Source organism: Frankia sp. ACN1ag, assembly GCF_001414035.1.
GTDB classification, from domain to species: domain Bacteria; phylum Actinomycetota; class Actinomycetes; order Frankiales; family Frankiaceae; genus Frankia; species Frankia torreyi.
The window spans coordinates 36,663-59,280 of record NZ_LJPA01000018.1 but is presented as its reverse complement, the minus strand read 5'-3'; the positions used below and the strand labels follow the sequence as shown (position 1 = coordinate 59,280).

The 22,618-nt window shown below is 72.0% G+C and carries 19 protein-coding genes, 1 tRNA gene, 3 pseudogenes and 1 riboswitch; of the genes and pseudogenes, 9 read left to right on the top strand and 14 right to left on the bottom strand.

Translation table 11 applies throughout. The features are described from left to right. Positions 1–7: 7 nt before the first annotated feature. A complete protein-coding gene (locus UK82_RS17515; protein WP_055408195.1) occupies positions 8–733 on the bottom strand; it encodes a CD225/dispanin family protein in 726 nt (241 codons plus the stop codon). 590 nt (positions 734–1,323) lie between these two features. Here UK82_RS17515 and UK82_RS17510 point away from each other — a divergent pair. Beyond that, the gene (locus UK82_RS17510; RefSeq protein WP_044886268.1) at positions 1,324–2,664 is read left to right on the top strand and encodes a glycoside hydrolase family 26 protein; all 1,341 of its coding nucleotides are present in this window, start codon (positions 1,324–1,326) and stop codon (positions 2,662–2,664) included. Positions 2,665–2,680: 16 nt separating this feature from the next. Here UK82_RS17510 and UK82_RS17505 read toward each other — a convergent pair whose 3' ends face one another. Further along, positions 2,681–3,160 (bottom strand): NUDIX hydrolase, encoded by a 480-nt coding sequence (locus tag UK82_RS17505; RefSeq protein WP_044886267.1) that lies wholly within the window; start codon positions 3,158–3,160, stop codon positions 2,681–2,683. A gap of 85 nt (positions 3,161–3,245) precedes the next feature. Then, positions 3,246–3,863, bottom strand: coding sequence for a TetR/AcrR family transcriptional regulator (locus tag UK82_RS17500; RefSeq protein ID WP_055408192.1), 618 nt, complete (start codon positions 3,861–3,863; stop codon positions 3,246–3,248). A gap of 89 nt (positions 3,864–3,952) precedes the next feature. Between UK82_RS17500 and UK82_RS17495 the strand changes: the two genes are divergently transcribed. Further along, a complete protein-coding gene (locus tag UK82_RS17495; RefSeq protein WP_173667309.1) occupies positions 3,953–4,963 on the top strand; it encodes an NADP-dependent oxidoreductase in 1,011 nt (336 codons plus the stop codon). Between the two features lie 82 nt (positions 4,964–5,045). On the opposite strand, the gene UK82_RS17490 is transcribed toward UK82_RS17495, so the two are convergent. From UK82_RS17490 to UK82_RS17470, 6 genes and pseudogenes are all read right to left on the bottom strand, one after another. Further along, positions 5,046–5,705, bottom strand: coding sequence for a TIGR03085 family metal-binding protein (locus UK82_RS17490; protein ID WP_055408188.1), 660 nt, complete (start codon positions 5,703–5,705; stop codon positions 5,046–5,048). 239 nt (positions 5,706–5,944) lie between these two features. Beyond that, a complete protein-coding gene (locus UK82_RS17485) occupies positions 5,945–6,385 on the bottom strand; it encodes a response regulator (protein ID WP_044886264.1) in 441 nt (146 codons plus the stop codon). Beyond that, positions 6,382–7,271: pseudogene (locus tag UK82_RS38360) on the bottom strand (ATP-binding protein); the annotation flags it as partial. The gene UK82_RS17485 and the pseudogene UK82_RS38360, both read right to left, overlap by 4 nt. Position 7,272: 1 nt before the next feature. Further along, the coding region (locus UK82_RS38355; protein ID WP_236706061.1) for a CHASE3 domain-containing protein at positions 7,273–8,130 on the bottom strand (858 nt) is incomplete at its 3' end. Continuing rightward, complete coding sequence (locus tag UK82_RS17475; protein ID WP_236706060.1) at positions 8,130–9,368, bottom strand: PP2C family protein-serine/threonine phosphatase; 1,239 nt, start codon at positions 9,366–9,368, stop codon at positions 8,130–8,132. The genes UK82_RS38355 and UK82_RS17475, both read right to left, overlap by 1 nt. A gap of 191 nt (positions 9,369–9,559) precedes the next feature. Beyond that, positions 9,560–10,354 (bottom strand): hemerythrin domain-containing protein, encoded by a 795-nt coding sequence (locus UK82_RS17470; RefSeq protein ID WP_055408257.1) that lies wholly within the window; start codon positions 10,352–10,354, stop codon positions 9,560–9,562. A gap of 203 nt (positions 10,355–10,557) precedes the next feature. Here UK82_RS17470 and UK82_RS17465 point away from each other — a divergent pair, with 203 nt between their 5' ends. Continuing rightward, on the top strand, positions 10,558–10,914 hold the full coding sequence (locus UK82_RS17465) for a hypothetical protein (protein WP_236706059.1): 357 nt from the start codon (positions 10,558–10,560) through the stop codon (positions 10,912–10,914). 57 nt (positions 10,915–10,971) lie between these two features. On the opposite strand, the gene UK82_RS17460 is transcribed toward UK82_RS17465, so the two are convergent. Beyond that, entirely contained in the window at positions 10,972–12,633 is a 1,662-nt protein-coding gene (locus tag UK82_RS17460; RefSeq protein WP_055408183.1) for a DUF4139 domain-containing protein, read from the bottom strand. Positions 12,634–13,023: 390 nt separating this feature from the next. Between UK82_RS17460 and corA the strand changes: the two genes are divergently transcribed. The 3 genes from corA (at position 13,024) to UK82_RS17445 (ending at position 16,702) form a co-directional block, all read left to right on the top strand. Next, positions 13,024–14,259, top strand: coding sequence for a magnesium/cobalt transporter CorA (gene corA / locus UK82_RS17455; protein ID WP_083507234.1), 1,236 nt, complete (start codon positions 13,024–13,026; stop codon positions 14,257–14,259). A gap of 417 nt (positions 14,260–14,676) precedes the next feature. Then, a complete protein-coding gene (locus UK82_RS17450; protein WP_044888145.1) occupies positions 14,677–15,060 on the top strand; it encodes a hypothetical protein in 384 nt (127 codons plus the stop codon). 354 nt (positions 15,061–15,414) lie between these two features. Next, positions 15,415–15,584: riboswitch (cyclic di-AMP (ydaO/yuaA leader) on the top strand. Positions 15,585–15,589: 5 nt separating this feature from the next. After that, positions 15,590–16,702, top strand: coding sequence for a C40 family peptidase (locus tag UK82_RS17445; RefSeq protein WP_220386599.1), 1,113 nt, complete (start codon positions 15,590–15,592; stop codon positions 16,700–16,702). A gap of 750 nt (positions 16,703–17,452) precedes the next feature. Here UK82_RS17445 and UK82_RS17440 read toward each other — a convergent pair. From UK82_RS17440 to UK82_RS17430, 3 genes are all read right to left on the bottom strand, one after another. Next, complete coding sequence (locus UK82_RS17440) at positions 17,453–18,121, bottom strand: PHB depolymerase family esterase (RefSeq protein ID WP_044888146.1); 669 nt, start codon at positions 18,119–18,121, stop codon at positions 17,453–17,455. 105 nt (positions 18,122–18,226) lie between these two features. Continuing rightward, positions 18,227–19,015, bottom strand: coding sequence for a type 1 glutamine amidotransferase (locus tag UK82_RS17435; protein ID WP_044888147.1), 789 nt, complete (start codon positions 19,013–19,015; stop codon positions 18,227–18,229). Continuing rightward, positions 19,012–20,262 carry a Mur ligase family protein gene (locus UK82_RS17430; RefSeq protein WP_044888148.1) on the bottom strand — a complete coding sequence of 417 codons (1,251 nt, stop codon included), beginning with the start codon at positions 20,260–20,262 and terminating at the stop codon, positions 19,012–19,014. Before UK82_RS17430 ends, UK82_RS17435 begins: the two co-directional genes overlap by 4 nt. A 439-nt stretch (positions 20,263–20,701) precedes the next feature. Between UK82_RS17430 and UK82_RS17425 the strand changes: the two genes are divergently transcribed. From UK82_RS17425 to UK82_RS17415, 3 genes and pseudogenes are all read left to right on the top strand, one after another. Further along, positions 20,702–21,196 (top strand): tRNA adenosine deaminase-associated protein, encoded by a 495-nt coding sequence (locus UK82_RS17425; protein WP_044888149.1) that lies wholly within the window; start codon positions 20,702–20,704, stop codon positions 21,194–21,196. Between the two features lie 100 nt (positions 21,197–21,296). Beyond that, a pseudogene (gene tadA, locus UK82_RS17420) lies at positions 21,297–21,726 on the top strand (tRNA adenosine(34) deaminase TadA); the annotation flags it as partial. Between the two features lie 291 nt (positions 21,727–22,017). Further along, a tRNA-Ser gene (locus UK82_RS17415) sits at positions 22,018–22,104 on the top strand. A 122-nt stretch (positions 22,105–22,226) separates the two neighbouring features. On the opposite strand, the pseudogene UK82_RS34375 reads toward UK82_RS17415, so the two are convergent. Continuing rightward, positions 22,227–22,618: pseudogene (locus tag UK82_RS34375) on the bottom strand (hypothetical protein); the annotation flags it as partial.

The window sequence follows — 22,618 nt, the reverse complement described above, 5'->3', positions numbered from 1 at the left end:
AGTGCCCTCAGACCGCGGCCGGCCCGAGCGTCGAGTACGACGTGCTCGAGCTGCTGTCGAAACCGCCGACCAGGGCCACGATGAGAAAGATGACGAACGACGCCACACCGGCGAGCACCGAGATGATGCACCACATCCGCGCCTTCTTCGAGGCGTCGAGCGCCCCGTTGACGTCGCCCATCTGCCGGCGACCGTCGACCTTGGTCGCATAGACGATCGCCACGACCCCTGCAGGCAGGCAGCACAGAATGGTCACGGCGATCGACTGCCAGAGGTAGTTCGAGATCGGCCGGCCATACGGCGGCGGCGGGCCGAATCCGCCGGGGCCGCCGTAACCCCCGGGAGCCCCATAGCCGGGCGGCGCTCCGTAGCCCTCCGGGCCGCCGAAGCCCTGCGGCGCCCCGTACCCACCGGGCGGCGGTCCGTAGCCAGGCGCCGGAGCCCCGTAGCCGCCCTGCTCGTAGCCGCCCTGGCCCTGGCCGTAGCCACCCGGACCCGGACCCTGGCCGTAGCCGCCCTGGCCCTGGCCGCCCTGGCCGTAGCCGCCCTGCTCGTAGCCGCCCTGCTCGTAGCCGCCCTGGCCCTGGCCGTAGCCACCCGGACCCGGACCCTGGCCGTAGCCGCCCTGGCCCTGGCCGCCCTGGCCGTAGCCGCCTTGGCCCTGGGGGTGGCCACCCTGGTCGTGACCGCCCTGCGGGTACCCGCCCGGCGGGTACTCGGGTGGCTGGGACATACGGTGCGCTCCTGATGTCGGCGGGGCGTCCAGGCCGAAGCCCGGCCGCCGCCGCGCCTGGCTGGCATGACCACCGGGGCACCAAACCAGGAGCCGCCGACGCGCGCCGGCCATGACTCCCGATCCCTGCGGAATCCGTGGGTCACCGACGTGAACCACCACGGCGCCCCAGTCCGCGCGCACATTGTGACACAACCGGAACCTCTGCCCACCATACGTTCCACACCACGCGGCGCGATCGGAACGACCCGGGCACCGGACCGCCGGACCAGCGGACAGCCGGGGGTCCCCGAGCGGCCACCGGACCCATCAAACCCACGGCTCACACAAGGCACACACATGGCTCGAGAGCCACCAGTGCGGACGAATCACCCATAGCGCCCGAGCTGGGACAACGCCTCGAATTCCGTCCGTGTAGGGTCTCGTCGTATCTAACTAGGCAGCCAGTCGGGGCACCGAGGGGGTAACCCGGCAGCCGATCCATACATCTCAGGCCGCTGCGCGACACGGAGGTCATCAGCTTCGACGCCGAAGCAGGGACCCGGGGGGGTTCTGACGACGCCACCGCCACGCACGGAGGGATACCCGCGGTGAAACACCGATCGGAGGGCAACCCCAGCCCGCCCAGAGCCCGAGCCGGCTCCCGACGTCGACGCCGCCGCCCACACCATCCCGCCTGGATCGCCTCACTCGGCGTCCTGGCCCTGCTGGCGGCCGCCCTCGGCTGGAACATCGCCCCCGCACACGACTCGGCCGGCGAGAACGGCTCCACCACCGTCGAGGCCGCCGCCGTCCACGTGAACTCGCGCCATCGCGGCGGCGACCCGAAGGCGACGCCCAGCGCGTCGGCGCGGCCGAGCGGCACGGGCCGCAGTCACGTCACGGCCGCATCGCCGTCGTCTCCCAGCCAATCGGCCGCGGGCGCGCCGACCGGCACGACCGCCGCGAAGCCGGCGGTACCGGCCCTCACCAAGCCGACGATCCCGACCACGCAGCCAACGACGAAGCCACCGGCCGCCCAGGTACCCGTCGTGCCCGTCGGCGGCGGGGGCGGCTCCGTGCCCGGCGGCATGAGCGGCGTCTCCGCCGGCTCGATGACCCAGGTGCGAGCGTGGGAGAGCTTCCGCGGCTCGTCCGTCAACGCCGTGCTCACCTTCGCCGACCGGTCGAGCTGGCAGACCATCACCAACCCCTGGGTCGGCAGCGGGCCGGAGAAGTTCTCGACGTTCAACGGCACCTGGGTCATCTCGCAGCCATTCTTCCCGACCGGCGGCGGCGACATGAACTCGTGCGCGAGCGGCGCCTACTCCGGCCACTGGGCCGACTTCGGCCGCTGGCTGGTCGGCAAGGGCCGCCCGGCGAGCATCATCCGGCTCGCCTGGGAGTTCAACGGCAACTGGTTCCCCTGGTCGGTGTCCAAGACGAGCGCCACCACGTGGGTGAACTGCTTCCGGCAGGTCGTCGGCGCGATCCGCTCGACGGACCCGCAGGCCCGGATCGACTGGGCGCTCAACGCCCACAGCGGCGGTGCCTGGTCGGTGTACCCGGGTGACCAGTACGTCGACATCATCGGCATCGACAGCTACGACCAGTGGCCGGCGAGCACCACCGACGCGGCCTTCGCCCAGCAGTGCGCCGACCCGACCGGCCTGTGCTCGGTGATCGCGTTCGCGCGGGTGCACGGCAAGCAGTTCTCGGTCCCCGAGTGGGGGCTGGTCTCCAAGTCCGACACGGGCGCGGGCCGGGCCGGGCAGGCCGGCGGGGACAACCCCGTCTACATCCGCAACATGTACCAGACGTTCGCCGCGAACCGGGACGTGCTCGCCTACGAGACGTACTTCAACAACTCCGAGGCCGGCAACGTGCACTCGTCCCTGGTCGGCCCGAACGAGAACCCGAGCGCCGCCGCCACCTACGCCTCGCTGTGGTGAACCGCGTGGCGGGGCGTCACAGTCGGATCGGCGCCGCCGGCGGTCCCGAGCGCAGCCAACCCTCGACGAGGCCGACCAGGCGCGTCGGATACACGGTCTGCTCCGTCGCCCGCAGCTCGGGCACGGTCCACCAGGCCCAGCCGAGGAGCGACCCGCGTTCGGTCTCCGTCCAGGACGACGGGTCGAGTTCGAGGCGGTGTGGGACCCGCGCGACGTAGAACGTGTCGAACTGCTGGAACGTGCGGCCCAGGAAGGTGAACGACGCCCGGCGGGTGGCGACCGCCGGGCCCGGGTCGGCCAGGCGGTAACCGACCTCCTCGAACACCTCCCGGACCGCGGCCTGCTCGGTGCTCTCCCCCTCGTCAAGGCCGCCGCCGGGCACATGCCACCACTGCGGGGCGTCGTCGAGGGTCGGATCGTGCGACCTGAGCAGGAGCACCGCGTCGGAAGGGTCGACAAGCACGACCCGCGCGGCCAGGCGAATCTGCAGGGCCATCCCACCAGCCTCGCAGCCCGGGTCGTCCCCACCGGCACCCAACCGTCGCGATGTGGCGGGAATCGCGGCCGTCCCACGGCCAGGTTCACCTGTCCGCGTGCTCGACAATGTCAGCGGCGGGCCCGCGGGCGGCATTCCCCCCGACATCGCTGCTCGCTCGATCCGTCAGGATCGCGCTCGCGACAACACCGACGAGATGATCGGCGCGTGGCGCGAGCGAGGGTTGGTCGCCGAGCCAGGCGAGCGCCCCGGCCAGCGCAAACAGGTCAGTGCCATCGATGTCGGTCCGCGCCATGCCCTCGGCCTGAGCTCGGATGAGCAGCCGCGTGCCTGCCGCGCGCATCGTGACGCACGAAGCATGGAGTGCGGACTGCGCGTCCGCGATGGCGGCCATCATCGACGCCACAACGCCGCGATAGGTGTGCGCGCACGCGACGAAGTCGCGTAGCCACGACACGAGAGCATCCTCGGGCGAGCCCGACGTCTCGAGGTCGCCCGCCCTTGCCGTCAGCTCGTCGAAGCCGGTGCGGAGCAAGGCCTCGAGCAACGCCTCTCGCGTCGGGAAGTGACGGTACAGCGTGCCGAGCCCGACGCCAGCCTTGCGGGCGATGTCGCGCAGCGATGCGTCGGCGCCTTGCTCGGTCACGACGGCGCGCGCGACGGCGAGTAGGTGGTCGTAGTTCTTCCTGGCGTCGGCTCGCATAGTGCCCACCTTGACAATCGGAGCAGTGCTCCATATATTCGGAGCAGTGCTCCGATAAGTGTACCCAGCTGCGCTGAACAGGGGAAGCGATGCCGACGAGCACGATGAAGGCGATTCGGCTGCACGAGCACGGTGGTCCCGAGGTGCTGCGTTACGACGAGGTGCCGATTCCCGCGCCGAAGCCGGGCGAGGTGCTCGTTCGCGTGCACGCGGTCGGCGTCAACCCCCCCGACTGGTACGTGCGCGAAGGAATGCCCAACGTGCCTCCTGAGATAAGGCCGCCTTTGCACTTGCCCATCATTCCGGGGACGGACGTGTCGGGCGTCGTCGAGGCCGTCGCCGCGGATGTGGATGGCCTCTCCCGCGGCGATGAGGTCTTCGGCCTCCTTCGCTTTCCCAGCCTCGAGGCCAGCGCCTACGCCGAGTATGTGGCTGCGCCCGCGTCGAACTTCGCACGCAAGCCGGCTCACATCGATCACGTGCAGGCGGCAGGGGTGCCCATGGCAGGGCTCACCGCCTGGCAGTTCCTGATCGAGCTCGGGCACGATCAGCTGTCGCCGTTTCAAGCGACGCAGCATCGCCCGATGGCACTCGGCGCCGACACGACGGTGCTCATCAACGGCGCCGCGGGCGGCGTGGGGCACTTCGCGGTGCAGCTAGCAAAATGGAAGCGTGCACGCATCATCGCGGTGGCGTCGAGTGCGCATGAGTCGTTCCTGCGCGAGCTCGGCGCCGACCAGTTCATCGACTACACCAAGAGCCGTCCCGAGGAAGTCGCGCACAACGTTGATCTCGTTCTCGATACCGTCGGCGGTCCCGACAGCAGTCGTTTCCTGCGCACGCTCAGGCGCGGCGGCGCACTGTACCCGGTGTTCTTCGGTGGCTACAACCCCGCGGAAACCGCGAAGCTGGGCGTCACGATCTCGGGCACCCAAGTGCGCTCGAACGGCTCGCAGCTCGCGGAACTCGGATCCTTGCTCGATGCGGGCACGCTGCGCGTCGCCCTGGACAGCACGTTTCCGCTTGCGGATGCTCGAGGGGCGCACGAACGAGCCGCCCGTGGGCACATCCAAGGCAAGATCGTACTCACGGTCGCGTGACCTCGTCCCGCACCGACCGCCTCGTCCGGGCGGACGCCGCTCGGCGTGTCACCAACCCGGTACAACGTTCATGGACGGCGCGCTAAAGACCTACGGGGGTGGCGCGCAGGAGCTCGACGTCGTCGTCGGCGCCGCGCAACTCGACCCGTGCGGCCTCGACCCGCCCGAACGCGTAGAGGACGAGTTCCTCCGGCGGCCCCATGATCTCCACGGTCGGCTCGCCGGCGTGCAGGGTGCGCCGGCCTGGCCGATCCGTGCGCTCGGCGACGACACCGACGCCGGCCCGGCGGAACCCGGCGAATCCGATCAGCCACAGGGCCATCCACATCGCGTCGCGGCCCGTGTCGTCCAGCGGGCGCGGCTCCCAGCCGGCGTCCGCGCGGCGGATGTCCTCGGCGTGGACGAAGAACTCGACGAAGTTCGCCGCATCGTCGATCAGCCCGACGCGGGTCGGTTGCCACCACGGCGGTCCGGCCCGGAAGGTCTCGACCAGCTCGGGATAGGGATGGGCCCGCATGGTGGCCCGCTCGGCCCGCTCGGTGATGCCGTGCAGGCTGCTGATGACCAGGCCGGGCGCGGCCCAGGGCACCCGCTCCCGGGTGACGAGGTGCGCGACCAGATCGTGGTTGGTCCACCCGGCGCAGAGGGTGGGATGACCCGGGCCGAGGTCGGTGAGCAGATCCGCGAGCGCCTGCCGCTGTGCGCGGGCGCGGCGCTGGGCGGGTTCCGGTCCGGTCGCCATGAGCCGCACTCTAGGCGACGCCGGCCGTGACGGGGCGCACCGCGACGGGCGCCGCGCACCGATTCCCCGACCTTTGCCCCGCCCGGGACCGCCCGGCACCGGCGGGAGGAGCGCCGCCCGGCAGGTCATCCACCCCGCAGTCGGCCAGCACCGGCGATGCCACCGTCGCCACCGGTGAGATGTCCCACCGGCGCCGTGCCACCCGGCGGTGCGGGCGGCGGGCGGCGGGCCAGGTGGGTCTACTGGCCGGGCAGGCGGGCGACCGTCACGAAGAAGTCGTCGATGTGGCGCACCACCGCCACGAACCGCTCGAAGTCGACGGGCTTGGTGATGTAGGCATTGGCGTGCAGGTCATAGCTGCGCAGCACGTCCTCTTCGGCTTCGGAGGTGGTGAGCACCACCACCGGGATCCGCCGTAGCCGCTCGTCGGCCTTGACCTCGCGCAGCACTTCCCGCCCGTCGCGGCGCGGCAGATTCAGGTCGAGCAGGATCAGGTCGGGGCGGGGCGCGCCCGCGTACTCCCCCTCGCCGCGCAGGTAGGCCAGCGCCTCGACACCGTCGCTGACCACGTTGAGATGGTTGCGCAGCTTGTGATCCTCGAACGCCTCCCGGGTCATCAGCACGTCCCCGGGATCATCCTCGACGAGAAGCACCTCGACAGGAACGAGCGATTCGCTCACGATGATCCTCCGGATGGCCGTGCGCTGCTGGGGGCGGGGGCAGGGGTGGACGGTGCGGGTGCGGGCGGTTCATCCGCGGACGCCGGTGCCGCCGACGCCGCCGACGGCGGGGACAGCAGGCCGACGGCGTCGACCAGCGCGGCCGGCTCGGACATCGAGGCCAGCAGGGACCTCTTCGGCAGGGTGAACCGGAAGGTCGTGCCGTGATCCACGGTCGCGTCCAGCCAGATCCTGCCGCCGTGGAACTCGACGATCTTGCGGCACAGGGCCAGCCCGATGCCCGTGCCCTCGTACACGTCCCGGCCGTGCAGGCGCTGGAAGATCACAAAGATCTTCTCGGCGTACTCCGGGTCGATGCCGATGCCGTTGTCCGCGCAGGCGAACTCCCACTCCTCTGCCCGCTCGACGGCGCTGACATGCACGCGCGGGACCTCGTCGCCGCGGAACTTCAGCGCGTTGCCGATCAGGTTCGTCAGCAACTGGGCGAGCAGCACCGGATCCCCCCGCACGACGGGCAGCTCGTCGGCAGTGACCTCGGCCTGCAGGCTCTCGATCGTCAGGGAGAGGGTGGTCGTGGCCCGGCCGAGGATGTCGCCGAGCGGGATGTCGACGAAGCCCTCGGTGGTCCGCCCGACCCGGGAGAAGGCGAGCAGGTCGTTGATGAGCTGCTGCATCCGCTTGGCGCCGTCGACGGCGAAGGCGATGTACTGCGTGCCCCGCTCGTCGAGCTTGTCGCCGTAGCGCCGCTCCAGCAGCTGGCAGAAGCTGGCCACCTTCCGCAGCGGCTCCTGCAGGTCGTGCGAGGCGACGTAGGCGAACTGTTCCAGGTCACGGTTGGACCGCTGCAGGACCTCGGCCTGCGTCTCCACCGCGATGCGCGCCGCCCNCGCGACCCCCAGTTCGCCCAGGAGCTGCTGGCGCATCGACTCCACGTCGCTGGCCAGCGCGATCATGTCGGGCGGCCCCGCGGGTTTGACCACGTGGTCCAGCCGGCCGGAGGCCACGGTGCGCGCGTCGCCGGCCACCTGCTCGATCGGCCGGGTGACCCAGACCCGCAACGCCCGCGCGATCGCCGCCAGCAGGACGACCAGGACCAGCGCGCCGATCGCCAGGGCGAGGACGAGGAAGCGCAGCGCGTCGCCGACGTTGTCCCGGGCCGTGATCGCCTTCGTCCGCAGCGCCGACTCCAGGTCGTCGGACGCGGCGCGGACCGCGTCGAAGCGCCGCTTGCCGAGCTCTGGCGACAGCAGCGTCGCCGCCTTCGGTCCCCGGTCGCGGACAGCGGTGATGGCCGGGTCGGCGTAGTCGCGGTGCCAGGCCCGGATCCGGTCCTGGAGGGTGGTGAGCTTCCCGAGCAGGTCAGGCCGCTCGGCAAGGCGGCGTTGCAGGTCCGCAAGCTGGGCGCTCTCTTCGCGGCGGCCGTTGTCGTAGGGCTCGAGGAACTCCTCGCGGGCCTGGAGCAGGTAGCCCCGCATGCCGGTCTCCTGGTCGACCAGGCTGCTGACGAGTTGCGCGGAGCCCAGCAGGGCCGGGGCCATGATGTCGCTGCGGGTGTGGATGGCGTTGTCGAGCCGCACCAGCGACGACACGACCAGCCCGACGATGATGAGCAGGGCCGCCGCCGCGGCCGTGTAGGTCACCCCAAGCCGGCGCCGCAACCGCCAGCTTCGAGCGAACGCCAACCCGAACCGCCCGAACCGCCCGGACGGGCCGTCCGGGCCGGAAGATCCACGGGGCTTTGCCATCAGTCGGCCCCCCACATCAGCAGCAGCAGGGCGACGTCGTCGGTGAGTGGGCCGCCGTTGCGGGCCTCGACCCGGTCGATGAGGCTGTCGAGCAGGCCGTCCGGCCCGTCCGGGGGCCAGAGCCGGGCGATCTCGGGCAGCACGCCCTCCCAGCCGAGGGGCTCCCCGCCCGGCCCCTCCCGACCCTCCAGCAGGCCGTCGGTCGCCAGCAGCAGCACCCACCGCGGGCCGAGTTCGACCAGCACATCCTCGGTGAGGTCCTCGTCGAGGATGCCCAGCGCCGGCCCGACGACGTCACCGGGCAGCGCGGCAAGCCGGGGGTGCAGCAGCGCGGGCGGTGGGTGGCCGGCCAGCCGCATCCGCATCGAATCCCGGTCGGGCGCGATCGAGAGGGCACAGACGGTGGCGAAGATCTCCTCGTGTTCGCGTTCGCTGACCAGCACCCGCTGGAGATACCCGAGCCGGTCGGCCTCCGCCACCCCGGCCAGGACGAGGGTGCGCCAGGCGATGCGCAGGCTGACCCCGAGGGCGGCCTCGTCCGGGCCGTGCCCGCAGACGTCGCCGAGCAGCACGTGGACCGTCCCGTCGGGGGTGGACACCATGTCGTAGAAGTCGCCGCCGAGCAGCGACTGCTGCCGACCAGGCCGGTAGCGGGCGGCGTGGCGCAGCCGGCGGTCGTCATAGAGCGGACGGGGCAGCAGCCCCCGTTCGAGCCGGGCCCGCTCGTCCGCTTGCAGCTCCGACTCGCGCAGCGCCTGGGCCGCCGTGTCGGCGCGCTTGCGCTCGATCGCGTAGCGCACGGCACGCACCAGATCCCGCCCATCGACCTGGCCCTTGACGAGGTAGTCCTGGGCTCCGGCGGCGACCGCCTGGGCGCCCCGGTACTCGTCGACCAGACCGGTGAGCACGACCACCGGCGCGCCCGCCTCCACCGCCAGCAGCCGGCGCAGCGCCGAGAGGCCCTCGCTGTCGGGCAACCCGAGGTCCAACAGCACGCAGGCGACCTGCTCGCTACGGCGGACCGCCTCGGCCACCGTGCGCACCCGGGTTAGTTCAACCGGCGCCGCAACCTCGTCGAACAGCTCGGACACCAGGAAGGCGTCCGCGTCATCGTCCTCGACGAGGAGTATCGGCCAAACCACATCCGCCGGTTCCGTTCCTGGCACCCGGACCGCGGTGCTCTCGGTTCCTGACACATCTCCTCGGCAGTGCACGACACGCGGGCCATTTAGGCCCATCCTGGACCCGAAGCATGGCATGCCCAGGGGTGACCGCGCGCAACGGAACGCCGAACGCGCTACGCGCCACGGCCGCTACCAGAGCGAGGTTAGGACTATTTCACCATCGGGTCAGGCCAGGCGGTGCTCGATCCGCCGGAGTTCCGTGGGGACGACCACACCGGGCCCGTGATGGGCGAGCGCCGGTGGGCTCAGCGCCGCAGGCCGGACCCGCTCTCGGACCCGCTCTCGGACCCGGACTGGGACCCGGACTGGGACCCGGACTGGGACTGGTCGGCTGGCGGCGCGAGCTCATCCGCCGCCGGCCACTCCGGGGCGGGCGAGGTGGGCCGGCCGAGCAGGTACCAGCCCCACAGCCCGGCAGGCGCCGGGGCCCGCACCGGGGCGCCGGCCACCTCGCGCGAATCCATCACGTCGAGCAGATGGTCGAAGCTGCCGAGCAGCCGGACCGCCAGGCTGCCGCCGAAGATCCCACCGTGCCCGAGATGCGGGTGGGGTCGGGTCGGGGCGTGGCGCATGGCGTCGGCGAAGCGGTCGAGCAGGTGCCGGCGGTCCGCCTCGGAGAGCCGTTCGGTGAGCTCACGCAGCAGCTCGTCCTCTGCCTTCGCGTGCTCGGCGAGCAGCGCCGCGAGGTCTCGCCGCAGGCTGGCGACGCTGCCCGCCGGGCGATTGAGATCCCCCTGCACGTACTGCTCGATGCCGCGCATCACCGACGAGCACCGGCGGGCCAGCCGGCCCAGCTCCGCGACCCGCGCCCGGCCGCCCGGCACCCGGCGGGCCATCTCCGGGTAGACGACTGCCTCCATCGCACTGAGGTGGGCCGAGACGGCCGCCACCGCCGCGTCGCTGGCGTGCAGCGCCTGGCGCGGATCGGTGGGGGACGCGTCCGGGGGGGAGGCCGCGTCGCGGCCGTCGCGGGACAGTTCAAGGAGATGGACAGCATCCTCGTGCGCCGCGTCCACCAGGGTCGTCAACGTCTCAGCCATGATCACCTCACCCGTGATGGGTCGAAACGTAGCGGAGAGTTACTGGCACAGTGAAGCTACGCCTTCGCGACCGGGGCCGCATCCCGACGGTCCTCACGCAAGGGGACCGAGAGCATCACAAAAGGTGCCGGTCGCCCACATCGATGCCTACCGTAAGGAAGGATTCCACTACTATTGCGGACATGATTGGCAGTAATGTCCCCATGGCCCGGGACCAGGCCGTCTTCGCCGCCCGCTCGCGCCTCGTCGACGTCCGGCGTCGGTTTCTCGGCCATGACCTTCCGCCCCTGGGGGCCCTGATCATCCGCCATCAGGTGGCGGTCCCGGACGGGGCTGAATGGCCCTGGGCCCTGGTGTCCAACTGGCAGCACGCGACCCTGCTGGGCGGGCGCAGCCTGAACGACGGCGCGCACCCGTCGGTGGCGCACATCCGGATGGGCCGACCCCTGCGCATCCGCAGCGCCGACGTCGTCGACTGGGCGATCATCGACGCCCGCGGCGAGATCGTCGAGGGCGCGTGGACCCGCCGGCTGCGCGCCCCGGCGGACACGACCACCTGAGCGGCATCCGCTCCGGACGGCACTGCCTCTCCGGGCAGCACTGCCTCTCCGGACGGCTCAGTCGCGCCAGCCGGTCAGCTCCATCCCGCGAGGATGCTCCAGCCGGAACGAGAACTCCACCCGCCCGGTCGCGCCCGGATCGAGCGCAAGCGTCCACGAAAGCAGGCCGACGTCGGTCCGCTCGTCCGGTTCGGGCCGTGCCTGGAAGTCCCGGACGGTGACGCTCTCGTGCCGGGAGACCGGGATCTGGTCGCGCACCACCGTCCGGACCGGCCGGGGGGTGTGGTTGGTCACCTCGATGCGGTAGCCGGCCTCGATCCGCCGGTTGCCGCCGACCACGCGGCGTCCCGTGGCGCGGTGGACCAGCTCGCGCTCGACCCGCACCCGGTCGTCGACGCCGAGATGCAGCTCGACCTCGGCCCCCGGCGGCACCGTGCCGATGGTGCCGCTGCCGGCGAAGTCCCCGCCGTGGAAGATCGAGACCTTGCCGGGCAGCAGGGTGTGCGGCGAGGTGTTGGTGATGGTGGCCCGCAGGTAGGCGTCGGGAGAGATCCTGGGAACGGTCAGATGATCGAGAGTGGCGCCGAACTCGATTACCGCGACGGTGAGGCGGTGCCGGTCGCCGTCGGCCGGGATCGCGACCTGTCGGGGCGGCCGGTACGTCGCCGACCCGGCGAAGTCGATCTCCGGTTCGTCGGCCACCGCCGTCCTCAGGACCTTCACCTGCTTCGCCTTCGACCGACCTCGGGACAGGCCCTGCGGCGGCCCACCGGCGGCGAACATCGCCGGCGTCGGGGCCGCAGCCGGCGGCGGGGGCGGCGGCGGTTGGCTCAGGTCCACGAACTGGGGGGTGAGCTCGGGCAGTTCCGCGTGCGCGGCCGGGCGGGCCGTCGAGAGCACGAGATCGGCCGTGTCCGGCCAGTCCTCGCCGCTGCGCTGGGCAATCAACGCGAACCAGGTCAACGTGACCCGCTCCCCCTCGAGGCGAGCGTCGTAGCCGGCCCGCCAGCCCGCGGTCGGGACCAGATACGTCACCTCCAGCTCGACCTCGACTCCCTCGTCGGCGGCCTTCCGGCCGGCCTTGTCGCCAGCATCGAGGTCGAGGTTCACGACGACGGTGCGGGTGTCCGGGACGCGGGGGGCCTGCCGGGCCTCGATCGTCCGGTCGAGCGCCGCGAGCCGCCGTTCGAGGTCGGCCCGGCGCTCGGCGAGGGCGCGGCGGCGGGTGTGGACCTCGCCGATCCGGGCCGCGAGCAGGTCCTCGGCGGTGGCCAACCCCTCGGCGGCAGCGGGGGTCGAGGCCCAGGACCGTGCCAGGGCGGCGGCCGCGGTGCGCGTCGCGATGTCGAGGAAGCCCCGCCGTGCCTGCTCGGCGTCATCCTCGTCGGCGATGGTGGACAGCTCGGCGGCCAGCACGAGCCGGCGCGTGGCGAGATCCGCGCCGGCGGTGTCGGCGGGCTCCGGGTGCGTACGGGCGACCACGTCGACCCCGAGCACCCGGCCCGGTCCCCGGCCGCCGACGCGGACCGAGTCGGGCGCGAGCTCCCAGGGCAGGCCGTCCAGCTCGACCCGGACGCCCGCCCCCGCGGACCCGTCACCCACGGGAACGGGCAGTCGGACCCGGCCCCGCCGGATGATCCGGGCGCCCCGGGGGTGGATGACGACCGAGGCGATCGGCGCGTCGAGTCGCACGGGCTGCGGCAGGTCATCGCTCACCATGGCCGATCAGCCTAGTGCGCGGATGATCAGCCTGCGGACCGCCCGTCCACCCCCGCCGCGTCGCGGATCAGCCTGGTACGGCGAGGAACTCGTCAGGATCGGACACGACGCGCGTCTCGTCCTCGACCACGAGGCCGCCCACGTCGGCGAACGGGATCCCACGGCGCGCGGGCCGCCCGGCGCATCGCGGCAACGCTCGGCGACCATCGACTGTGGGCGGCCGGGTGCTCGAGCGGCCGGAGCCCCGGGCGACGGGTCACCCGAGCGCGAGGACGTAGGCACCCCGGAACGTAGGCACCCGGGAACGTAGGCACCCGGGAACGTGGCAACTCGGGAACGTGGGTAACTGGCAACGTGAGCGGCGGGAAAGCGGGCGAGGGAAAAGAGGCGATGGTGCGAGACGACGCGGCAAGCGCGGGGCCGATGCGCGCGGGACCGGGCGGTCACCCGGGCGTGCCCGGCCAGGTGGGTGGCGAGCATCCGGTGCTCGGCGCCCTGGAGGACGCTCTGGGGCAGGCGTCGGCGAACGCGCACCGGCTTGCCGGCGCGCTGAGCCGGCCGGTGTCGCTGGTCCGGGTCGGCCGCAAGCGCCGCCGGGCGCCGCGGGTCGAGCTGCCGGCGACGCCCGACGGCCGGGTGATGGCGTGCGGGGTCTACAGCCAGGGGCAGTGCGTGACGATGGACGTCGATCATTCCGACGCGCTGCGGGTGGCGCGGACCGAACGCGACGGCTTCGCCTGGCTGGGCCTGTTCGAGCCCAGTTACGACCAGCTCGCCGCCATCGCGCAGGAGTACGGCCTGGACAAGCTCGCCGTGGAGGACGCGGTCACCGGCGGCCAGCGGCCCAAGCTCGAGCAGTACGAGAACCACCTGTTCGTGGTGCTCAAGACCGCCAGCTATGTGGCGCACACCGAGGTGACGGATACCTCCGAGGTGGTCACCACCGGCGAGATCATGATCTTCCTCGGCGAGGACTTCGTGGTGACGGTGCGGCACGGCCAGCACGGGGAGATGACCAGGCTGCGGGGCCGACTCGAGGCCGCCCCGGAGATGCTCCGGCACGGGCCGACCTCGGTGCTGCATGCCATCTGCGACAGCGTCGTCGACAACTACGTCGACACCGTGGAGAAGATCCAGGTCGACGTCGACCAGATCGAGGCCGGCGTGTTCCGGCGCGACCAGATCCCGTCCACGGAAAGCGCCTACCAGTTGAAGCGCGAGCTGCTGGAGCTCAAGCACGCCGTCCAGCCGCTGGCTGGCCCGCTGCGCACGCTCACGACGGACGGCCCGCGGCTGGTCGATGCGGCGATGCGGCGGTACTTCCGGGACGTCGCCGACCATCTCGAGCAGGTCAGCGAGCGCATCGAACACTTCGACGAGCTGCTGTCGTCGGTGCTGCAGGCCACCCTGACCCAGGTGACGATCGCCCAGAACGAGGACATGCGGCGGATCAGCGCCTGGGTCGCGATCGCCGCCGTTCCCACGGCCCTGGCCGGGATCTACGGAATGAACTTCGAGCACATGCCCGAACTGCGCCAGACCTGGGGTTACCCGGCGGTCCTTGCCGTGATGGCGACGGCATGCCTGTTTCTGTACCGGTCATTCAAACGCAACGGCTGGCTCTAGGGCCGCCGACGGCCGCCGTACTTTCTCCCGATACCAGCCCCGCTGCTACTCAACGTCACAGAAGTTGCGGGGCCGGCCGGGGCCCGGCCGGCCATCGCGCCCTGGGCGCGAGGACGACCCGAACGGGGCGGCCGGCGACTCCTACCCCGACGGCACCGATTCGTTGGGCGACAGGGGGCCCCGAATCGGGCGAAAGGGTCCACAAACAACACAGGGCGTGCTATGCACTCGAAAACCTGGCAAGGGTAGCCGGTCCATAGCTCATTTTCGCTATCAGTTGACTGCCGTGACGTATCCGTACGATGGGTTACACCCGGCCCTCCCCGTCGGTTACCGTAACCAACCGTGTCGGAGCAACCGGGTCTCGTGCCCACCGCTCGGAGCGGTTCCCCGATCCCCCACCCGTCAGGGGAGTACATGCCCTCGTCTGACCCCAAGCGGCGAGAGACCGCCATCCTGCCCGAGCGGGGCGACCTGATCGCCGAGCTCGCCGGGCGACTCGAAGCCCTCGACGCGCTCCTGAACCGGCTCGAGGACGCCGAGCGCCAGGCCGCCGACGCCAGCGAGCACCTCATCCGGACCCGGCGCTGGCAGGAGGACACCGTCCGCACGATCCAGGAGGAGCGGGCCCGCATGCGCCAGCGCCAGCACGCCCTGGACGAGCTCGCCGATCACGCCCGCGCCGCAGTGGCCGCCCTGGCCCACCACCGCTCCCTGCCCCGCGAGGTCCACGAGCTCGCCGTCGAACTCCAGGTGCTCGACGCGGCCGGATTCCTGACCCGGCGCGGTCGGACCCGGTAAGCCCGCGTCCGACCGGGGATCCCGGTACCCCCACCCGCTCGACTACATGACGTAATCAAATGGTGCTCGACCGGAGCAGGCCGGGGCCTCCGTCGGCGTCGGGCCGGCCGCCGCACCGGCCCTCGTGGCGAGGGCGGAACCGCAGGCCATACCCGGTTCCGGCGGCCAATGAGGCCGCCGCGGCGGGTTCCGGTACGGGCCGGACCGCGCGCTGGACCAAGGGGCACTTCGGTGCACACTCGCTGTAGTTGGGAAGGACTAGTGTTTACCCACCCCGTCAATGTGGACTAGTCTCACGCCGACGTCACGACAACACCGGGCCGAACGCCGAATCCTGCCCCCGGCCACGGTGTCCCCTCCGAGTCGTCATCTGGGGCAGGAGCGGGGGACCCACCTCCACCGGCCGGCACCGACCCGCGGTGCTGGCCTCGGGGTCAAGTCCGATGTGCGTGAAGGCCACGCCTCGGACCGGGCAGCCCAGCCCGAACCCGACAGCTCACTTCGCAGGCGTACGGGAAGGAATACACCGTTGTCCGCGCAAAGCGTGCAGCTCGACGAAGATTCGCGCGTCGCCGGTCGCGGCCGTCACCGCGCCCAGTCCGTGCCGCCGGTCGCCCGTAGCCGGGCCCGTGCTCGTGCCTTCGCCGCGATGACCACCGGGACCGTCGCTGTCTCCGGAGTGGCCCTGGCCGGCTGCGCCACCGACGTCCACGCCGACACGGCGTTGGAAGAGTCGCCGAACACGGCCCCGATCACCCTCGCCGCGCAGATCGGCTCGCAGGCCGCCCTGGGTGGCAGCATCGCCGCCGCGGCGGTCAGCGAGCACAGCTCCTCGGGAATCACTCTCGGCGCGACGCACGGCCTCGACGCCCCGCCCCTGGCCGGCAAGGTCCAGGTCGGCCTGCGGGTGACGAACCCCGACGTGACCGTGAACGCGGACGAGCCGGTCGACATCGGCTTCTCGCTGTACAACGAGGCCACCCACGAGCCGCTGGCGAACCAGCTCGTCAAGGTGCAGGTGAAGCTCCCCACCGGGTGGGCCACCTTCAAGCACCTGCAGACGAACGCACAGGGATACGCGTCCTACACGGCGCGGGTGCTCACCACGACGAACGTCACGGCGATCTTCGACGGCACCGACGCCCTGCAGTCCGCCCACTCGGTCAACGACGCGACCCTGAACGTGCGCCCGCAGCGGGCCCCGCAGCTCGCCGGCCTCTCCTCCCGCCTGGGCAGCCTCGCCGGCGGCGTCTCTGTCGGTTCCACCCAGGTGTCCGTGCCGGTTCCGTCCAGCTCGATCGGCGCGAAGGCCGTCTACCTGGCCTCCCTGCAGGCGGGCAAGCCGTACGTCTACGGCGCCGACGGCCCGAGCTCGTTCGACTGCTCAGGGCTGGTCCAGTACGTCTTCAAGCAGCTCGGCAAGAGCCTGCCGCGGACCACGGACGCCCAGTTCGCCGCCACCACCCGGGTGTCGCAGTACAACAAGCAGCCCGGCGACCTGATCTTCCTCGGCTCGCCCGGGGACATCTACCACGTCGGCATCTACGCCGGCGACGGCAAGATGTGGGTCGCCCCGCACACGGGCAGCGTCGTGAAGCTCCAGTCGATCTACACCACCTCCTACTACGTCGGACGCGTCTAAGAGCGTCCACGCCAGCGCACCGTGCCCTGCGGCGCAGCGCCGGCCACCCGGTGGTCACCTCGTTCGGCTGGAAGGACGACGAAGCCCGTCCAGCCTCGAGCCGACCGCGACGCGGCCTCCCCCCTCCGGTCGCGCGTGCGGTCAGGCAGCCGGTCGACCTCGCGTTCCGCATCCCGTCGTGACTGCCCCGTCGTTCCGCACCCCGTCGTGCCCGCCCCGCCGGGCCTGCTCCCCCCGGCAGGCGAAAGGCGCGCATCGCCGACCCGTCCGGGTCACCATCGCCGTTGCCCCGGATGCAGTCCCACGACGCGGCTGACCCCGAGATGCTGATCCCGAGACAACGCCGGACCACCCGTACCTGCACCCGGTCCACGCGCCCGAAATCCGTGGCGTCGCGGTCCCGGCCGAGCCGGGACCAGCTCCAGTACGCGAGCCCTGACACCGCCCGCAGCCTCACCGACCCGACCTCGCTTCAGCGCCAGCCGGGCAACGCCTCCTTCCGGCCGGACGGACGTCAGATCTCCCCCCCATCTGACGTCCGTCCGGCCGGAAGGCCCCCGACCCCGCCGGCCTTCCCTCGGATTCCCCCCCCATCCGCAGCGGGAGGCCGGCGGGCCCTCGGGTTCCACCCGGCCGCAGAGGTCCGCCGATGCCGCTACCCCCCTCCCGGCGGCATCGGCGGACCCTTCTTGCTTCTACCCACCCGTCCCGGGCGCGTACGCGGCCGCTGGGGCCCGTGGAAGGCCGGGCTCAGGCTCCCAGGTGGTGCTTGGCGGAGGCCGTCCACAGCGTCTCGCTGACCTTCTTGTTCCAGTCGGTCTCGGCGACCCTTGCCTCCGGCGCCCGACCTGGGCAGGCGGACTGCGGCTCCTGCGTGAACTGTCCCACCACGCCGACGGCCGCGAAGATCGGCTTGGCGCCGCCGCAGACGACGGTCAGCGCGAGCCGAGCGCCCTCGCCGACGCCCCACACGTAGATCCGGTTGGGGTCGACCTTGGTCTTCTTCGCAGAGACGTAGCTGACCACGTCGCGCAGGTACTTCGCGTCGGCGCCGTCCGGGGAGTCGATCCGCCAGGTGCCGCCGACCGCCTCGGGATAGGCGACCGCGAAGTTGCGGGCGTTCGCCACCGAGCCGGCGGCGCTGTCATGATCGAGGGTCTTGGCGTCGACGTTGTCGTCGTGCAGGATCAGCACCAGCGGGATCGGATCCTTCGGATTCGACGGGGCGTGCACGAGCAGTTCCCGGTCGGCCGAGCCGTAGTCCTTGGGCATGCTGATGCGCTTGGTCTTCGGGCCGTTGCCGCGCTCGACGAAGACCCAGAGCGCGACGATGACGACCCCGACGATGAGTACGGTTCGCTTGTTCTTGCCCCACCAGCCGGCAAGGGGATTCGACGCCACGATCCAACCGAACCACACCGGTAGCCGGGAAACGCCGAAAACGGGCGACCAGATGACGCTCGGACCTACTCCTTCGGCCGCGGCGGCCACGTGACCGAACGGGTCAGCGGACCGACGTCGGGGTCAGGGGGTGGCGAGCGCGCGGCGGCGGGCCTCGCGCAACACCTGCGCCTCCCGGGGGGCGTCCAGCGGCGGGAGCTCGCCATGGATCCAGGTCAGCAGAAGGTCGGCGAGCGCCGGGTTCTGCGCCAGGACCGGCCCATGCAGGTAGGTGCCGATGACCCGGCCGTCGACGATGCCGTCGGTTCCGCCACCGCCACTACCGCCAGCGCCACCACCGCTTTCAGTGCCGCCGTCGCCGTCGCCGATCCCGCGGCGCACCACCCCCAGCGGGAAGCCGCCGGCCCCGGGCAGCCGCCTGGTGCGCCCGGCGTGGTTCTCGTAGCCGTACAGGGTGGGCAGGCCGAGGCGCGGATCGGGCTCGACGACGATGTCACCGACGGCCCGTCCGGGCGGCGGCGTCTCGGGTGGCGCGAACGAGCGGCGGGTCTCGATGTCGACGAGGTTCAGCCCCTCGTGGATCTCCCCGCCCGACGGGAACGTCGCGCCGATCACCTGGTAGCCGGCGCAGACCGCGAGCACGGCCGCTCCCGAGCCCACCGCGCGCACGATCGCCCGGTTCTGCCGGATGCCGTCGGCGGCGAGCACCTGCGGGGCGTCCTCGCCCCCGCCGAGCAGGTAGATGTCGCAGCTCTCCGGCACCGGCGAGCCGGCGGGGACGCTGACCACCTCGACCGGCAGGCCCCGCCAGCGCAGCCGCTGCTCGAGGACGATCGCGTTGCCGCCGTCCCCGTAGGTGCCGAGCAGCTCGGGGTAGATCAGCGCGATCCGGGTCGCCGAGCTGCGCCTCATCGGGAACTCCGGACCAGCAGGTCCCGGAACGCCGTGTAGTTGGCGACCACGTCGACCACCTTCTCGTTGGCCGCCAGCGCCGCGTCTTCGGCGTTGGCGTGCACGCTGTGCGGCACCTCCGCGTAGGCCAGCCGCACGCTCATGTCCTCCTTGCGCCCGCCGGTGACGAGCACCTGCCGGCCGGCGAGGCGCTCGAAGGGGACGTCCCAGATCCAGGACGGATCCCGGCCGTCGGCGGTCTGCGAGTTGAAGTCGATGACGACGGGCCGGGGCGGCGCGTCGGCGAGCAGCTCCATCATCTCCACCCAGCCGGCGGGGTTCTTCGCCAGCAGCAGCCGGCCGCGGCGGCCCTGCTCGCCGAGGGCGACCTCCTGGTAGCGGCCCTGGACGTCGCCGAGGCCGGCCATGGCGGCCAGCGCCGCCTCGACCTCGACGCCGAGCTCGCGGGCCGCGGCGGCGGCCATCGCCGCGTTGCCGAGGTTGACCCGGCCGGGCAGGTCGAGGTGGGCCGAGATGGTCCGGCCGTACCAGAGCAGCTCCCGGGGCCCGGTGACCGCGACGATCGGCTCGGGCCGGGCCAGCCCGCACTCGGACCACCAGCCGGCCTCGTTGCGGTGCAGCAGGCGGGCGCACTGGGGGCAGACCATCGCGTCGGCGGTCCAGTTCTGGCCGGCCGACACCCACACCTGCCGTCGCCAGCCGGCCGCCGCCCAGGCGACCAGCGGGTCGTCGACGTTCGCGACCACCGTGGCGTCCGGCAGCTCGGCGCCGAGCTCCCGCCACATCGACGCGATCCGCCGGGTCTCGTTGGACCGGTCGAGCTGGTCACGGCTGATGTTGAGCAGCAGCACGACCCGCGGCAGGATCTCCCTGGCCACCTTCGGCAGCCAGATCTCGTCGACCTCCAGGGCGGCGGCGGCGTCGAACGGGGGTCTCGAGAGCGCGGCGAGGACGCCGGGCGCCATGTTCGCCCCCCCGCTGTTCGACTTCACCGGCCCGAGGGTGCCCAGCGCGCGGGCGAGCAGCCGGGTGGTGGTCGTCTTGCCGTTGGTGCCCGACACGCAGGCGGTGCGGCGGTGGGAACCGACCTCGGCCAGCGCCCCCGGGGAGACCCGCAGGGCGAGCTTGCCGCCGATCATCTCCCCCGAACCGCGGCCGAGGCGACGCGACGCCTCGGCCGCCAGGCGTTCGACGGCGAGCGCGGCCTGGGTCCGGGCGGTGAACCTGCGCGGGAATGATGTCGTCATCGCGCTTTCTACAGTGCCACGAGGGTGCCGGGAGACGAAGACCACCCCCGCTTCCGTTCGGTTACGTCCTGATCGGCGCCGTTGCCGCCGGCGGCGCGCCACCGTCGCCCCCGTCGTGGCCGAGTCTGCACGCCAGACGCCATCGCCGCAGGTCAAACCGCGTGACCGGCCGGCCGGCGCCGGCGGAACTTTCGTGTTACCTCCCGGTGTGCGAACGGGTGCCAACCGGACCACCATGGGGGAATCAACCCGGCGTCGCGGTAGAACTCACCCGACGGGGTGAACCGGAATACCCAAGACCGGCCCTCGGGACGAGAATCACAGGCGGAGTACGGCCGGCCACCGATCCGGCCGGGGCCGCGCGGGGCCCGGGACCCTGGCCGAGCAGCGGCCGGCCGCCAGGCACCACGCGGTTGCAGAAGGGACGTGAGGGCGCACAGTGACAACGAAGGCAATCGCGATCGCGCGGGACCACGGCCGCTGGTCGGTGCACGATCTGGACCCGGCGGGCGCCGAGGATCTCGACGCCCTCACCGACACGATGCGCGACTTCGGTGACGACACCATCGTGGCCTTCCTGGAGGAGGACGACGAGTACCTCGCGATCGTCCGGCTCGGCGCCGACGAGCCTGACCCCAAGGTCTTCCTCTCCGACCGCCGGGTCCTGATCACCTCCGAGCTCGCCGAGCGCCTGTTCGCCGACGCCCTGCCGTCGATGGCGGGCCTGGCCACGGAGGACGACGAGGACGACGACACCTCCGCGCTGACCCAGGCGGCCCCGGTCGGTGACCTCGACCTGCTCGTCGACCTGGGCACCTCCGAGGAGGCGCTGCTGGAACTGATCGGCGAGGAGGGCATGCTGCCCGCCGATCTGATCAGCGCCCTGAGCGAGCGGGCCGGCGCCGGAGAGATCCTCGACGACGCCCGTGGCTGATCCCGCCCCACCCGGCGGACGCAACCACAGCACAGCCACTGGTCACGGCGCCGCGAACGGCCACGGCCCGGCGGGCGGGCCGCCCGACCACACGGCGGCGATGGGCCTCGCGCTGGCCCAGGCGAGGCTGGCGCCGGAACACGGCGACGTCCCGGTCGGCGCGGTCGTGATCGCCTCGGACGGCACGGTGCTCGGGGAGGGCCGCAACGCCCGCGAGCGCGACGGCGACCCGACCGCCCACGCCGAGGTGATCGCCCTGCGGGCGGCGGCGGCCCGGGCCGGCTCCTGGCGGCTGTCCGGCGCCACCCTCGTGGTCACCCTGGAGCCGTGCACGATGTGCGCGGGCGCCCTGGTGCTCGCCCGGGTGGACCGGCTCGTCTACGGCGCCGTCGACGACAAGGCCGGCGCGGTCGGCTCGCTGTGGGACGTCGTGCGCGACCGCCGCCTCAACCACCGCCCCGAGGTCATCTCCGGCGTCCGCGCCGCCGAGTGCGCCACCCTGCTCGCCGACTTCTTCGCCGCCCGCCGCCNCCCACCCACCCGTTAGCCCGTCGGCCCGTCGGCCCGTCGGCCCGTCGGCAGTGTGCATGGGAGCGGCGCCCCCTGTCTCTTCCATAGGGATAAATCGGACGCCGAACCCTATGGAAGAACCAGGTAGCCGCTCTCCCACGCATCCGCCGCTGACGCACGAGCCGTCGCCCCCGCGGCGTGCGGTTCCGCGGAACCGCACGCCGACGCCCGGCCGGCGGCGACGAGTCCCTGGGACCGGCCTGACGACCCCCGCGAACCGGACCGTCAGGACGTCCGGTAAGCTCGCCTACGGTGGAGTCGCCTAGTGGCCGAGGGCGCACGCCTCGAAAGCGTGTGAGGGGGCAACCCCTCCGTGGGTTCAAATCCCACCTCCACCGCCCTGCACCAGGCCGCACGCCGGGTCCGACGCTCACCACGTCGGCCCGACGTCACCACCTTGATCACTTTTCGGCCTCGCTGACCGTGGCTGCAGACGGCGAAGGCGCCCTGACTATGGGCGTTATGCCTCGTTGCCGGGCTCCTCGACCCGGTCGATCTCCGCTCTGAGTGCCTGCGCGAGCTCAGCCGGGGCGTGGGCGCGGAATGCCGTTTCGTACTCATCGCTGGCGATCTGGCGGCCAATGCGCTTCAGCCAGGAAAGACCTTCGGACGGCCATACTCCGGTTATCTCATGCCAGCTCGCGGCTGCGTAAACAAGCACGCCGATCGCATCGACTTGTCGCCCGACCTCGATGAGAATTCTTCCCAATCCAGTAGCTGACAATGACGCAAGACCTGCGTCGCCGGCCTTCCCGGCACAGGTGAGGGCGTGGCGGTAATGGGCCTCAGCCTCCTCTAGCCGCCGCTCCTCCCGCGCCAGCATTCCGAGCTGGTGATAAGTGAGCGCGGCAC

Excerpts from the sequence above, each read along its gene's own strand:
- UK82_RS17515 (WP_055408195.1), bottom strand. The coding sequence starts at position 733 with ATGTCCCAGCCACCCGAGTACCCGCCGGGCGGGTACCCGCAGGGCGGT.
- UK82_RS17505 (WP_044886267.1), bottom strand. The coding sequence starts at position 3,160 with ATGGCCCTGCAGATTCGCCTGGCCGCGCGGGTCGTGCTTGTCGACCCT.
- UK82_RS17500 (WP_055408192.1), bottom strand. The coding sequence starts at position 3,863 with ATGCGAGCCGACGCCAGGAAGAACTACGACCACCTACTCGCCGTCGCG.
- UK82_RS17495 (WP_173667309.1), top strand. The coding sequence starts at position 3,953 with ATGCCGACGAGCACGATGAAGGCGATTCGGCTGCACGAGCACGGTGGT.
- UK82_RS17490 (WP_055408188.1), bottom strand. The coding sequence starts at position 5,705 with ATGGCGACCGGACCGGAACCCGCCCAGCGCCGCGCCCGCGCACAGCGG.
- UK82_RS17475 (WP_236706060.1), bottom strand. The coding sequence starts at position 9,368 with ATGGGCCTAAATGGCCCGCGTGTCGTGCACTGCCGAGGAGATGTGTCA.
- UK82_RS17470 (WP_055408257.1), bottom strand. The coding sequence starts at position 10,354 with ATGGCTGAGACGTTGACGACCCTGGTGGACGCGGCGCACGAGGATGCT.
- UK82_RS17465 (WP_236706059.1), top strand. The coding sequence starts at position 10,558 with ATGGCCCGGGACCAGGCCGTCTTCGCCGCCCGCTCGCGCCTCGTCGAC.
- UK82_RS17460 (WP_055408183.1), bottom strand. The coding sequence starts at position 12,633 with ATGGTGAGCGATGACCTGCCGCAGCCCGTGCGACTCGACGCGCCGATC.
- corA (WP_083507234.1), top strand. The coding sequence starts at position 13,024 with ATGGTGCGAGACGACGCGGCAAGCGCGGGGCCGATGCGCGCGGGACCG.
- UK82_RS17450 (WP_044888145.1), top strand. The coding sequence starts at position 14,677 with ATGCCCTCGTCTGACCCCAAGCGGCGAGAGACCGCCATCCTGCCCGAG.
- UK82_RS17435 (WP_044888147.1), bottom strand. The coding sequence starts at position 19,015 with ATGAGGCGCAGCTCGGCGACCCGGATCGCGCTGATCTACCCCGAGCTG.
- UK82_RS17430 (WP_044888148.1), bottom strand. The coding sequence starts at position 20,262 with ATGACGACATCATTCCCGCGCAGGTTCACCGCCCGGACCCAGGCCGCG.